This window comes from Paenibacillus sp. QJM3NY_38 (genome assembly GCF_056173265.1).
The window spans coordinates 3,186,257-3,199,753 of record NZ_CM149665.1; the positions used below are offsets into that span (position 1 = coordinate 3,186,257).

At 40.1% G+C, this 13,497-nt stretch carries 12 protein-coding genes and 1 pseudogene; 10 read left to right on the forward strand and 3 right to left on the reverse strand.

The window, feature by feature from the left end; all coding sequences use genetic code 11:
- Positions 1–36: 36 nt before the first annotated feature.
- Complete coding sequence (locus tag AC0VZ8_RS14800; protein WP_475487343.1) at positions 37–351, forward strand: DUF1904 family protein; 315 nt, start codon at positions 37–39, stop codon at positions 349–351.
- A 71-nt stretch (positions 352–422) separates the two neighbouring features.
- Here the strand turns inward: AC0VZ8_RS14800 and AC0VZ8_RS14805 are convergent.
- A protein-coding gene (locus AC0VZ8_RS14805) for an IS3 family transposase (protein WP_475484437.1) occupies positions 423–1,573 on the reverse strand; the annotation gives its coding sequence in 2 pieces (ribosomal slippage) (positions 423–1,312 and positions 1,312–1,573; 1,152 coding nt in all).
- 279 nt (positions 1,574–1,852) lie between these two features.
- Here AC0VZ8_RS14805 and AC0VZ8_RS14810 point away from each other — a divergent pair.
- On the forward strand, positions 1,853–2,785 hold the full coding sequence (locus AC0VZ8_RS14810) for an aminoglycoside phosphotransferase family protein (protein ID WP_475487344.1): 933 nt from the start codon (positions 1,853–1,855) through the stop codon (positions 2,783–2,785).
- Positions 2,786–2,880: 95 nt separating this feature from the next.
- On the opposite strand, the gene mraY is transcribed toward AC0VZ8_RS14810, so the two are convergent.
- Complete coding sequence (gene mraY / locus AC0VZ8_RS14815) at positions 2,881–3,831, reverse strand: phospho-N-acetylmuramoyl-pentapeptide-transferase (RefSeq protein ID WP_475487345.1); 951 nt, start codon at positions 3,829–3,831, stop codon at positions 2,881–2,883.
- A 144-nt stretch (positions 3,832–3,975) separates the two neighbouring features.
- A complete protein-coding gene (locus AC0VZ8_RS14820) occupies positions 3,976–4,560 on the reverse strand; it encodes a TetR/AcrR family transcriptional regulator (RefSeq protein WP_475487346.1) in 585 nt (194 codons plus the stop codon).
- Between the two features lie 639 nt (positions 4,561–5,199).
- Here AC0VZ8_RS14820 and AC0VZ8_RS14825 point away from each other — a divergent pair.
- The 8 genes and pseudogenes from AC0VZ8_RS14825 to AC0VZ8_RS14860 all read left to right on the forward strand — a co-directional run bounded on the left by AC0VZ8_RS14825 (position 5,200) and on the right by AC0VZ8_RS14860 (position 13,488).
- Positions 5,200–5,908 (forward strand): annotated as a pseudogene (locus AC0VZ8_RS14825) (tyrosine-type recombinase/integrase).
- A gap of 181 nt (positions 5,909–6,089) precedes the next feature.
- A complete protein-coding gene (locus AC0VZ8_RS14830; RefSeq protein ID WP_475487347.1) occupies positions 6,090–6,434 on the forward strand; it encodes a DUF6572 domain-containing protein in 345 nt (114 codons plus the stop codon).
- A 141-nt stretch (positions 6,435–6,575) separates the two neighbouring features.
- Positions 6,576–7,418 carry a toll/interleukin-1 receptor domain-containing protein gene (locus AC0VZ8_RS14835; RefSeq protein WP_475487348.1) on the forward strand — a complete coding sequence of 281 codons (843 nt, stop codon included), beginning with the start codon at positions 6,576–6,578 and terminating at the stop codon, positions 7,416–7,418.
- Positions 7,419–7,834: 416 nt separating this feature from the next.
- Positions 7,835–8,320, forward strand: coding sequence for a hypothetical protein (locus AC0VZ8_RS14840; RefSeq protein WP_475487349.1), 486 nt, complete (start codon positions 7,835–7,837; stop codon positions 8,318–8,320).
- A gap of 987 nt (positions 8,321–9,307) precedes the next feature.
- A complete protein-coding gene (locus AC0VZ8_RS14845; RefSeq protein WP_475487350.1) occupies positions 9,308–9,628 on the forward strand; it encodes a hypothetical protein in 321 nt (106 codons plus the stop codon).
- Between the two features lie 823 nt (positions 9,629–10,451).
- On the forward strand, positions 10,452–11,072 hold the full coding sequence (locus AC0VZ8_RS14850) for a hypothetical protein (RefSeq protein WP_475487351.1): 621 nt from the start codon (positions 10,452–10,454) through the stop codon (positions 11,070–11,072).
- Positions 11,073–11,622: 550 nt separating this feature from the next.
- Complete coding sequence (locus tag AC0VZ8_RS14855; RefSeq protein WP_475487352.1) at positions 11,623–12,693, forward strand: serine hydrolase domain-containing protein; 1,071 nt, start codon at positions 11,623–11,625, stop codon at positions 12,691–12,693.
- A 309-nt stretch (positions 12,694–13,002) separates the two neighbouring features.
- On the forward strand, positions 13,003–13,488 hold the full coding sequence (locus AC0VZ8_RS14860) for a hypothetical protein (protein WP_475487353.1): 486 nt from the start codon (positions 13,003–13,005) through the stop codon (positions 13,486–13,488).
- Positions 13,489–13,497: the final 9 nt, after the last annotated feature.

Genomic DNA, 13,497 nt, shown 5'->3' on the forward strand with positions numbered 1-13,497 from the left:
TATAACACAATAATTCGACGAAATGAAGGGATAAGAGTGCCATATTTACGCTTTAAAGGATTCTCCGAAGTCTTTCTTGAAGAAATAACGCCACAGGTCGTTGATGAATTCGCGGGGATTGTTCAAATTCCGCAGGAAATTGTGAAGATCGAACGGCTTCCTTATCAGATCATTACGAATACGCCGCTATCCGTTGAAATCCTTATGTTCCAGAGATCTCAGGAAATTCATGATGCTGTTGCAGCCCGCATTCACGATATCTTGTCAGAACACGGGTACCGGAACGTACATATTTTCTTCGTGATTCTTAAGCGGAATCTTTATTATAAAGAAGGCAGGCCGTTAGAATAAAAAAGACGTTGCAGGCGAGACAGGGATGGTCATAGCCCCGTCAAGTAGACAATAAAAAAAGAGGAATTTTATTAAGCGGCGACTTTCTCCCGAAACTCAATCGGGGAGAGGTCGCCCAGTTTGTTTTGGAAACGTTCCTTGTTGTAAAACAAAATGTACTCCGTGATTTGGCTCCTGGCTTGCTCCAGATTCTGAGGCTTCTCCAAATACAACTTCTCCGTCTTTAAGTGGGAGAAGAACGACTCAATACAAGCATTGTCATAGCAGTTCCCACGCCTGGAATGGCTTCCTGTTAGCTTCTTCTCTTCAAGCAACTTGGCATAGCTTTGTGTTGTATATTGAAACCCTTGGTCCGAATGGAGCAAGGTAGGTCCACATTTCAGTTTCTTCACCGTGTCTGTAACGAGTTTTAAGTCATTTCGTTCGGAGAGTTCCCAGGCCACAATCTCGTTGTTATACAGATCCATCACCACCGAGAGATAAGCAAACTCATGTCCAATCCGGACATACGTAATATCCGTCACCAGCTTCTGCTCAGGAGCCGTAGCCCTAAATTCTCGATTCAAGACATTACGAAACAGGACTGACGGTTTCCGGCCAGCAAAGGGACGCTTCTTGCGAATCACGGAGCGAATATGAAGTTCTCTCATCAAGCGACGCACCTTTTTGTGATTCACCACCAAGCCTTCTTTTCCTAAAGCAGTTCGCATACGTTTGTAACCGAAATAAGGACGAAGCCGATGAATGCCCAATATGTGTGCTTTCAGATCCGCATCCCGGTCTGCTCGTTTCTCTCTAAGGATAGCGTTCTTTTTCCATTTGTAGTAACCTGCACGTGAAATTTCAGCGATCCTACACAGCCAAACCACGGGAGCCCATTTGCTTATTTCTTGAATGGACTGGCACCGGGCTTCGAAATCCAGCTTCCCTCCCCGTGTAAGTTCGGATTGAGCTTTTTTAGATATTCTACCTGCGCTTTCAGATAAGCATTTTCTTCTTCTGCACTGCTAAAATGCTTCTTCGTCCAGCGTCCCCGGTAATCCTCAAAACTCTCTCCGTTCTGGCTTTTACGTACCCATGTGATAATCTGGCTCTCACTTTTAATTCCAAACTTCTCCATAATCCGGCTGTACGCCCAACCTTCTTCCACTCGCAAACGAACAGCCTCTTTCTTCGTTTCTTCACTATATCGATTAAAAGTTTGACCTTTCTTCGCTGGCATAACAAAAATCCCCTCCGGTATCCAGTGTTTGAGTTCATTGTAACATGTCCTCTTTTTTCACTGTCTACCATCAGGGGATAATACCAGGATGCAGATGATTCATCCTTGTTTTTTTATATGAGATGCACCAAGGCCAGCTCTTACAGAAAGAAGAGGGTGATCGAAAAAACAAATAAGCACAGGTGATATGAATGGAGGTCTTTAAATCATATCATGGCACCGCTATGATAAGTTAGAGGGGAGAACCCCGAAAGATATGAGGCATAGATAGGAGGTACTGTGGAACAATTACAAGGTATGTTGAAGGAATATTACGGATTGGATCGTACCCATGTTGTACCCCAAAAGGGTGGTTGGGCAGCGCTGGCTTATAAAGTGCAGAGTGAGGGACATGCCTATTTCCTGAAGGTATATGAGAAAAGCCGTGCATCTACCCCCAAGTGGACTGCGCTGATTGATGATTACGTGCCTGTACTGTTGTGGCTTGAGGAGCATAGTCGTTTAAAGGGGAAGATTCCAGTTCCGATTCTCACACAAGACGGCTGCTATCAATGCGAGGATGACGAAGGAATTTATCTGTTGTATGAATATATCGTCGGGGATACAATCGCCGATACCAAGCTGACGAAGGATCAAGTGAGACAATTGGCAGAGATGATCGCAGAGCTCCATCGTTATGGGGAAGAGGTTCCTCTGGTGACAAGTGCGATGAAAGAAAGCTTTACGGTGCCGTTTCTTGAGCAGCTAAGGAGCACGCTGGACGGGGAGTTGCCGTATGACCTCGGGAAAGTGCTGCTTCATCATATCGATAGCATGAAGAAATTAATGCTTAAAATTGAAGAGCTGTCCGAAGCGCTGAAGAATCGTGATCTGCGAATGGCATTATGCCATAGCGACATACATGGATGGAACCTGATGTCTACGGGACAGCTGAAGCTGATTGATTGGGAGGGACTGAAGCTGGCACCGGTCGAAGCCGATATGATGTCGTTTGTGGATGAGCCCTATTTTTCAGAATTCATGAGAATTTATGCGAATACCCACAGTCATTATGAGGTGAACATCGAGGCGCTGACATTTTATCAAGGGAGACGCAAGCTGGAGGATGTCTGGGAATTCATGGAGCAACTGCTCTACGACGAACAGAATGACGAAGAACGAACATCAACGCTCAACAGTCTGAGAAAAGAGCTGGAGGGAATTATGCCGTAAGTCCAAAGCCAGGGTCTCAACATGTAAAAAAGCCAACCAGTAGTGTTCCGGACATCTACCAGGAGGCTTTTCCTTGATTATTTTATTCCAATGTTTCACATTGCGTATTTGGCAAGCAACCAACAGAGCAAAGCCATAAACCAGGAGACAAAACCGAAAATCATCACGATTTTGTTCTCGCTCCAGCCGTATTTAAGACTGAAGTGGAAATGAATCGGTGCCATTCGGAACAGACGCAGCTTGGTGCGTTTGTAGTACCATACCTGCAGGATGACCGAGAGCTGCTCAGCCAAATAGATGATGAACAGAAGCGGAATCAGAATTTCGACCTTCTCGATGACCGCTAAGAATGATAGGGAGCCGCCAATGGCGAGAGATCCCGTATCGCCCATGAAAGCCCGGGCTGGATGAATATTGTAGAGCAGCAAGCCGAGCAGGCAGCCGACCATGACCAGCGAGAACATTTGCACTTCCGGTTTGTCGGAGATTAAGAAGAAGAAAAAATAGGTAGGAATGGCTACGTTGATTAATAGTCCGTCCAATCCGTCGGTAAAGTTAATGGCATTCGCCGAACCCACAATGAATAACAGCATGATGATGACGTACACGCTTACCGGCAGATGGAGCTGGAACCCGTTGAAGAGTCGGATATCACTTGTTAGTGAAAAGGAATGGAACAGCACATACAGTAATGCGCCGGTAAACAGGAACTGAAATACAAGCTTCATGCGACCGGAGATTCCGGACGGGTCCTGCCACGCAGCTTTTTTGAAGTCATCCATAAACCCGATCGAGCTGAACAAGAGGAAGGTCGAGCATAAAAAAACGGTAAGCGGCGTAGGTTGAAATTGCAGTGAAATGGCAACGCCTATCAGCAATATAAGACCTGCCATTAACGGCGTCCCGCGTTTGGCCTGATGATCGGGAGGTAGTTCGGTCCGGATCGGCTGCGTAAGCTTTAACGTACGTAATCCCCAGATAAGCAGAGGGGTGAACAGTGTCACCAGCAAGAACGATAGTCCGGATACGCCCAGAATTCCATTCATCTTATACACATCTCTTTCTATCGATTTCGTGTTAGTACATTGTATTTCGATGAAATGGACAAATATTCCTTCTGATTTACGAAGTTAGCAAAAAGAGTAACGTATCCTATTCTCAATGAAGAGCCGCTACTCTTTTTTTATATTCTAGAATTGATAGGGGCCGTTAATGGATAATCGTAATACCATAGCCGTCATTTCCTGTGGAGTGTAGGGATATCCCTTCAACATCCACCACAAGATGGTCTCGTGAAATGCACCTGTCATAAAGTTGATGACCACTTCGGACGGCACACTGATCTCGGCGCCAGTCTCAATGGAAGCTTCAAGCCCAACCTTTACAAAATGGTAGAGCGTGGCTTTGAAATAACGCGTGAATGGCGTGTCCGGATGGATTAAGATGAAGGCTTCGTAAAACTGCCGATTCTCCAGCACATGGTTGAATAAAGCGACCATATTGGAGGGCAGTTCATCATAATCAACCTCTTGAAGGGATATTTTTTTCTCGATCACGATGCGGCGTTCCAAATCTTCCATTGTCTCCTTGGACATAACCTCCATTAACTCGGCTACGCTGCTAAAATGCTTGTAAAAAGTAGGCCGTGTCACTTGTGCCTCGGCACATAGATCCGTAATGGATATGGGATCGATTCGGGAAGCCATCATGTGAAGGAGAGCGTTTTTTATTTTTTGCAGGGTTCTGATTTCTCTCGGATCTAACTCCGGTTTCATGACGATAGGTCCACTCCTTCGCAGTACCACAATATGTATCTCTCTATTATACAAAATTCCATCATGTATTGAATCTGGGCAGGGGCTAATGAAGAAGCCATTGTTACCTTGATTATGGTTTAATCTATATAATGACTACAACAATTTTAATCCCCTAAACGTAATAATATTGAATTGAATGCGGTTAGATCATAAAGGATGAACAGCACCGAAAGTATCGGGAGCTTACAACGTCGATGACGGCGATTGTGAGCTCTTTTTACTTTCCAATAATTAGGTTGCTGCTATAATGAGAGGGTGGGAACGTGAGTATATGGGTGTCTCGGAATGATGAAGGTTCCTTATATGTCGTTTTAAGTATGATGAATAAATGGTGATGAAGATTCGAGATATTCCAGGAAGGAAATGGATCCGTGATAAAAAGGTCTGGATGATTCCTCTTACACCCGAATCCATTCACCAGTTGCATACACTTTTTGAAGGAACGAAGATTTATGTTGATAGCATGTTGATGAAAGAGTGCAGCTTGTTTAACCTTGAAGTTCATATGCAGGATCACATTTCAATCTATTAATGGAATGAGTCGATAAAAAGGTCTTTCGTTCATGCACTGCAGCTTCGAGGTTATAGTAAAAAACGATAAAAGCATATTGTAGTCAAGTCCATCGATTTCTTACTTTTGCACAGCAGCAAAATAATGGGTTGGATCTCGAGAAAATGATTCAGAGTTATTCCTTACACTTACTTCATAGGAAATGTTCCCATTCCTATGTTAATCAAGCGCTCAGCGCGATCAAATTCTATCCTCAAAAAGTACTATTGCATGAGGAAACAGTCTCGTATGTTCGCCCTAAGAAAGAAAAGAAGTTGCCGAATGTATTATCGATGAACGAAGTGATGTTGATCTTAAAAGCACTCCATAATTTAAAACATCGTGCGATCCTATATCTTACCTATTCCTCAGGATTACGGGTAGGGGAAGTGGTCCGGTTGAAAACTCAAGACATTGATTTCGAGCGAAAAACGCTTCGAGTTTCTCAAGGCAAAGGTCGAAAGGATCGTCTTACCCTATTATCCGATACAGCTATGGATATAGTTCAACCGTATTTACAACTAGAAAAGCCTGAGAAGTGGATGTTCCCAGGTCAACACCCAGAGAACTGAACGAACGGTTCAAAATGTGTTCGAACAAGCACGTACTGCCTCTGGAATCCAGAAAAAGGTTAGTATTCACGCCTTACGCCATTCATTCGCTACACATCTAATGGAAGGTGGAATTGACATTCGCTTCATTCAAGAGTTGCTCGGTCATCAAGTGTGCGCACCACCGAAAGGTACACACATGTGAGTGTGAAGGACATAAGAAGGATTAAAAGTCCGTTAGATCATTTGGAAGAGGAGTCGTAAACTTGGTTGTTGAAGGTGGGTTCACGAAGTTCGTAAACACCTCAAGAGATGATGTTTTTGCGAAGTTCGTGAAAAAAACGTTATACGCAATCCACTAAATACAGAAAGGAGCTTAATAATTAATGACTATTGAACAAACTAACAAAATCGATGTGATAGCCATTAATAAAATGAATGGCAAGGTAACATTAGGAATTACAGATCACCTTATTTGGGAAAATTCAGAAGAACATTTAAAAACACTTCAAGAGAAGCTAAATACATATTTACATTTTGTTGAGAGTGGTCAAATCTATACCGCTTATCCAGATGCTAAGGATAGATCAATTGAGATTACTCACTACACTAAATACCCAATCAATGATACCGGAAAGGCTTTTATAAATCAGGCGAATGATTTCATAAAAGATATAGGAATAACGATCACAACAATACAATATGATCCTGAGAGCATGGACAGCGTATAACAATATACTCACGCTGCGGGTCATTCGGCCCTCGGCCCTGCAGAAGAACCAAGAAGTGGAGCCAGCCGGACACATCCGACTCCGTCGGACGTCGTGAATACAGGAACGTTACCCGAAATTTATTATAAGGAGAAGATAATTTTGTCTAGTATTTTTCTGAGTCATACTAGTTTAGATAAACCATTTGTAGAGAAATTAGCTAGGGACTTAAAACGAATTGGTATCAATGTCTGGTTTGACAAGTGGGAGATAAAAATAGGTGAATCAATTACATGGCGAATTGAAGAAGGTATTCGTGAAAACGAATATCTTGGAATAGTGTTGTCGCCTGAAGCGTTAGGCTCAGAATGGGTGAAAAGCGAATTGGGAGCTGCATGGGTAAAACAAATGCAACTAAGAAAAGTATTTGTAATACCTATCTATTATAGAGACTGTGACATACCGCTTTTTTTATCAGATAGAAAGTTTGCTGATTTTAGAACAAATTATGAACAGGGATTCGGAGAATTAGCAAGTATATTTGGTATAGAAGAGACAGAAGCAATTACTCAAGATAATTGGAGGAAGTTTACAAAATCTAGAAAAGTTGATTGGAAGAAATATAAAATTAAAGAATTTGAAGATCTGGTCACTACTCTGGTTGATAGAGCAATTGATTATAACTGGTCAACTTGGGTTGGTGGAACAGCTAATGAATATTCAATTACTCTGCATACTGTGACGGAAACTGGAAAGAAGTCAATCTCAATTAAATTAGTTGGAGATAATAATGCCTATATGGCTACATTACAGGATGCATATAATCCAAATCATTTGAGAGCTAGTGATTTTGATTTGTTTCTAGGGAATTCTGTTGATGCATGTGACGAGTTTGTGTGGAGACAAATGGAGAGTTTTAAACGAGAACATGGAACTTCAAATAAGAAGTCTGAACATTCTACACATAGGTTTCAAGAGGAAATGAAATACATGAAGCTGCGATAGAGATGATAAGAAAATTCAATTGGTATAAAGGAGATAAACTCTAGCAGATTCAAGAGGCCAAAACTTCGGCTAACATTATATTCACGCAGCGGAGCCTTTCGGCTCCTCGGTCCGCAAGAAGCGATTAGCGAAGAAGTGCAATCAGCGGACACATCCTCTCCGACTAAACCGCATCGGGGCCGCTCCCGTTGGTCGCTTAAGTCGGTTGGACGTCGTGAATACGAGAACGTTATGCGTAATTACAGTAAACTAAAAATGTTAAACTCTAAGTGAAATTCGGAGGATCAATTATGTGGCTATTAGGACAGTATGATAGACTGGTTCATGAAATTAAACGTCGAGAGGACAATAGCATTCCAGTTACTTTCGGCTTGTTAATAGCTGACTATAATTAACAAACATGTAGAGAGTATATCTTGAATTATTTTGATAGATTTAACTACAAATCAGGAAGATATATTAATTTCTATTTACCAGGGTACTTAGAAGAAAATTTTTATCACAGTAATAACAAAATAATAATAAAAGACAAAAAATATTATTTTAATAGAGAAATATACCTTGAATTCTTGGACAAATTAGAAAAAGATTTTTCGATTGATTTCCCTTACAATCCAGTGCTGATTTTATTTGAGTATGATCAAGGGCATTTTAGTAAAACTAAACGAGTAGTAATTGAATTAGATGCAAATGGTTCTGATATAAAGAAAGTAGAAGAAATTTTTGAGAAGATCTTTGAACTTGCAAAAACAAATGTTAGTATTCGCGATTTTTCAAAGGCATTACAGAAAAGTTCATTGAGAGAAGGAATGCTGGATAAAATCATTGAAGGAATTGATAATAGCATTCTAACAGTAGTTCATAATCAAACAAAAAATTTAGGAAAATATAGTTTGAAATAAATTAGATCAAATACAATCGATTGATATAAATGAGGACTCGGTGGAGAGTAACTACGCATAACAAAATATTCAAGCTGCGGCTCCTTTGGAGCCTTGGTCTGCTGGGAGAGGGATTTCAGCAGACACATCCGACTGCGTCGGACGTCGTGAATACAGGAACGTTATATGAAAGGGACAGTTAAACAAAATATGTAAGGAGAATCCAGAGATGATTCCAATAATGAAAAGATTCGCATTCTGGTTTTGTTTACTTTCTATATTGATTTGTTTCTTTAATTTCACTGGAAATGATGATAAGAACCTTTTAATCTTCCTGACTAACCCTATTAACTTGTTATTAGTTGATTGGCTAACAGATATTAATACAAATCCGGATACGACAAAATTCTTTCAACCATTAGTATACTTATTTCATTTATTATTTTGGATCGTATTCGGGATTCTAATAGATGTATTAATAAAGAGTATTAAAAAGCATAAAAAAGAGTTGTGAAGTAAAACAAATTATTGATTAAACAAGAATTTGAAAGTGAGATCGAAGAAGTTTCCCCCATCATATAACACCACATTCACGATACGTCGCCTGTCGGCTCCTTGGTCCGGCCGAAGTGTAAGAAGGGGTTTCGGGGAAGATAAATCAGTTGCAAGAAAGCTCAATCAGCCGGACAATCCTGCACTGGCTAAGTCTAAGACCCTGCCAGTCGATCGCTGCGCTAAATCGACTGGCAGCTTAAGCCAGTGAGGAGTCGTGAATACAAAACGTTATGTGAAATCCAAGCAAAAACTAATTTAAAGGAGACCGGAGATGCAAAGCCGACCGAAAATTGAATTGGTATTGAATTCTTTTGCATTTAAAGGTGCAGATATAGATGAGATTTTGAAGAAAACTGACGTAGATTTTAAGATTGATTATTACCCCCGGATAGCACTTCAACATTATCCATCTGCTGTGTCAGAGATATTCATTACACTTACTATTCATTCGCAGTGCCCATTGGTGTTGCGATTGCCAATGGTATTCTTAATGAGGCTGGAAAAGATATTTATGGTTGGCTAAAATCATTTAAAACGACTGTAACAAGCAAAGAATACAAACAAGAATCGAATATTGAAATAACTTTTGAAGATGTTGAGATTAACTCCTTTTCTGAAGAACATGAGAAGTTTATTGAATTATTCAAAGAACTTGATTCTTTGGCAAAGAAGATAAATGAAATCAAAAATACTCACGGAAAAACAAAAGTTTCTGTTTCGTTCGAAGAAGATGATGGATGGAGAGTTGAATTAAGAAATATTAACAATAAATGATGGACATATTGAGTATTTCGGAGTGGGCTTGGACATCACATAACATAGTATCCACGCATCGGAGCCTGACGGCTCCTCGGTCCGCCCGAAGTGGAATGGCAGGGAAGCTGGACCAGGCGGACACATCCACACCGACTAACCGCATCGCGGCCGGCCCCTGTCGGGGCTTAAGTCGGTGAGACGTCGTTGAATACAGTAACGTTATAAGAAATCCCGCAAAATCAAACAACTAAACTAATAGGGAGGAAGAGCAGAATAGAGACTTTAATAAATCTTAGAAAAATCAAAATGGATGATTATGAGACGGTTTTAGCATGGAGTAGGAATGAACTGTTCTGCTCATCAAATGGATGGCAACAGAATAGTTATGAAAAAGAGGTATATCGATGGTGGGAGGCTTGTGTTAATAAATCCTTAGATGATTTTGTGCGAAAAGGGATTGAGTATAATCATGAACTAGTTGGCTATACGGATCTGGCTTACATAAAAGATCATTTAGGAATTGCAATAGGTGCAATGCATTCCTGCAGCGTCGCTAAGGCGTCCTTGGTTGCCAAGAGGAACATCTGAGAAGTGGACTCAGGCGACACATTCAACCGGCTAAGTCTGACGACCCGTTCCATATGGTCACTTAAGCCGCTTGAACGTCAGGAATGCGGAAACGTTATAAGAAATCACCGCAAAACATAAAAACCAAATCGATGAGAGTGATTATTTGAATGGGGAATAATAATTTTCTATTTGTACTTTTGATTTTTCTTATTCTAGTTGGATGTAATGGAGAAACATCCAAATCAGAAAAAATACATTTGAGTCTGAACAAGTGACTGAAGAGAGCAAAACAATTGAATTCATTAACGATGACCATGATATTTATGTTTATGGGAGATTATCAGAACGTGGTGATAAGATTTCAAATTTTGTTATTAGATACAATAAGGGTGAAGTTGGCCAGTTTCAATGGATCCAAAGTTCGTTGAGAGATCCGATAATTTACATTGAAGATATTAATCAAGATAATCAAAATGAAATCGTCTTTATCAACATTTTAGATCATGGAACTGGAATTATACTTTCGGAAGCGCATGTAATATCAATCAATTCGGTCGAAGCCATCGTTGAACCTATACAAGATATTATCAAAGAGAATGTAACATTTTCAGGAAGAAAAGTTTATTTAGGAGATAGCTTGATATATGAATCATCAAAGTATGGTGACTTAAAGGCATATTATGACGATTGGATAAACTATGAAGTGGTCGATGGGAAGTTAATTGGCGGTGTGAGAATTGGTGATGGCAGAACAGAACAATATGCCGGTTATTTGGAAGTGGAGTATGCTTTTCGCGAGGGGAAATATATTGCACAAGAAATTAGACACATTGATGACGACAAGATGCAAACCGAAGGAACACCGTTACAATTTACAAAACGAAAGAACTAGTGAGTAAGGCTTCGAGGGCGAAGTCATCTTATAACACCATGTTCACGCATCGGGCATTCGCCGTCGGTCCGGCACGAAGTTAGTAGCGGATTCAGAGAGGTATTTCAGTTGCAGGGAAGCGGAATCTGCCGGACACACCCGCACCACCAAACCGCATCGCGGCCCCCCTGTCGGGGCTTAAGGTGGTGGGGCGTCGTGAACACATTAACGTTATCTGAAATTCAAGCATTACTATATTAGCAAGGGGAATCAACGATGCCTTACACTAAACCAGTGATAATTGAACCATATTATGATAAACCTGAATGGATTACTAATGACATAACTCGAGGCTTAAGCCGGTGGGACGTCGTGCATACTGAAACGTTATCAGAAATCGGCGAAAACTATAAACCCCTTAAAACCAATAACATGACAATTCTACTAACGGGCAGGAATGTTGAGAAATAGAGAGGGATACATAAATTGTCCTCCCAAAACAGGTTGATTAATGTGATTTCAACATTCGAGTAATGAAAGCATCAAAAAACTAAAAGGAGTAACTTTTACTATGAAGAATCTACATAGTTTTGTTTCAGATTACACGAAAGATAAGAAACATTTACATCTTGTTATCGGGATTATTAGGGAGAAAGATATTGAATACCATTCATTTAGTAATAATAAAAAGAAAAGTATGATCCCTCCTGAAAATATGTTGTTTGAAATCGGCTCCATAACCAAAGTTTTCACATCCATACTTCTATTAGAAATGGAACGGGAAAAACTGCTTTCCTCGGATGACATGGTTGGTAAGTTTGTGCAAAACGTTGAAAACGATTATTTGAATAAGATTACCTTGAAAAGTCTTGCTACTCATACCTCAGGATTACCTATATTGGCAACAAACCACATATTGGCTAAAAAAAGATCGAATCCTTATTCAATGTATACCGAGGAAGATTTAACTGCTTTTTTATCTGATGCTGACTACACGGATAGCATTGGTTCTTTTGGATATTCCAATATCGGTGTGGCCTTACTGGGATATATTCTATGTAAGGTGTCAGGAAGCAAGTATGACGAACTATTAAAAAAATATATTACGAGTCCATTAAAGATGAATGAGACAGCCGTTATGCTTGATTCAGAACAGGACGGCAGGTTTCTGAATGGACATGCTTCAACTGGGAAAGGAGTCCCTCATTGGGATCTTTCTATACATGAAGGAGCTGGGGGTATAAAGTCATCTGTTAGCGATTTGAGTTTATTTGTCCAAGCCAATCTAAATGATGATAATCCGATTGCCTCTACACTACAAAAAAGTCATCTCCCGATATGGATCGGGAATTTAAACCGTTATTTTGGCTGGGGTGAGGATAAACTTCAAGATAAATGTATACTCTGGCATAACGGGGGCACATCTGGCTTTAATAGTTATCTAGCTTTGAATAAGGAACTTCGTGTAGGAATTGTATTACTATCAAATTATTCTTTTTTCACGAATTCTCTTATGGATTATTATTTTGCTCAATTCATAAAATGGATTACTAAAAAAGAGCCTTCTCAAGGAACTATGATAGACTCTACAGGTAAAAAAATATTTGAAACAATCATATGTAGGGAAAAGTCATTGAAGTAGCAGGGGACGATAGTTTAACATCGAATGCGATAGAAATATTTTTAGGAGGTAACTCAAAGAAGTCGCCGACATCAGTTAACAATAGATTCCCGCTGCGTCGGGCCTCCGTTCCTCCTTGGTCTGCAGATGCCTTTACGAGGAAGTTGATCCTGCAGACACATCCATTCCCCTAAGCGACACGCGCCCAGAAATCCCCGAGAGTAAGATAAGAGCTATCTAACTCTCGGAGATTCCTTTAAGGGAGGACATCGGGAACACACAACCGTTAGGTGATATCCCATTAAAGAAACTTAACACTAGGAGAGACAAATGAAACGAAACATATTATTTGTATTGTTGATATCTGTACTATTAACAAGTTGCAATCAGAATGAGCAAATAATATATTCAGCCCCAACGAATGATCAAATAACGGATTACATCTATAGTAATAGCTTAGACATACAAGATAGTGTATGGATCAAAGACGCAGCGATCATTTTACTTGAGAATTCTTTAATAACACTCTACACCGACGAACATGAGAAGGTCTATGATCATAAGTTATCATGGGGGAGTAATGCTACAGAGCCTGTGATTGTAGGTAATGGAGTTCCTTATGTTGCTATTATCTTAAATGACAAGTTGCTAAGCTTGGGAGCAGAAAGAATATTAATTACTTATACTAATGGCAAGCCCTATCTACGAGGTATTACAAAGAAAAAGGGGTATTTGATTTCTAATACAGAATCTAATGAAATTGATAACATAATAATATTTGATAAGGATGACAATGAACTTTATAAGAAGCGCTAGTAACTCGAG

Coding starts and splice junctions, on each gene's coding strand:
- mraY (WP_475487345.1), bottom strand. CDS start 3,831: ATGAATGGAATTCTGGGCGTATCCGGACTATCGTTCTTGCTGGTGACA.
- AC0VZ8_RS14820 (WP_475487346.1), bottom strand. CDS start 4,560: ATGAAACCGGAGTTAGATCCGAGAGAAATCAGAACCCTGCAAAAAATA.
- AC0VZ8_RS14830 (WP_475487347.1), top strand. CDS start 6,090: ATGACTATTGAACAAACTAACAAAATCGATGTGATAGCCATTAATAAA.
- AC0VZ8_RS14855 (WP_475487352.1), top strand. CDS start 11,623: ATGAAGAATCTACATAGTTTTGTTTCAGATTACACGAAAGATAAGAAA.
- AC0VZ8_RS14860 (WP_475487353.1), top strand. CDS start 13,003: ATGAAACGAAACATATTATTTGTATTGTTGATATCTGTACTATTAACA.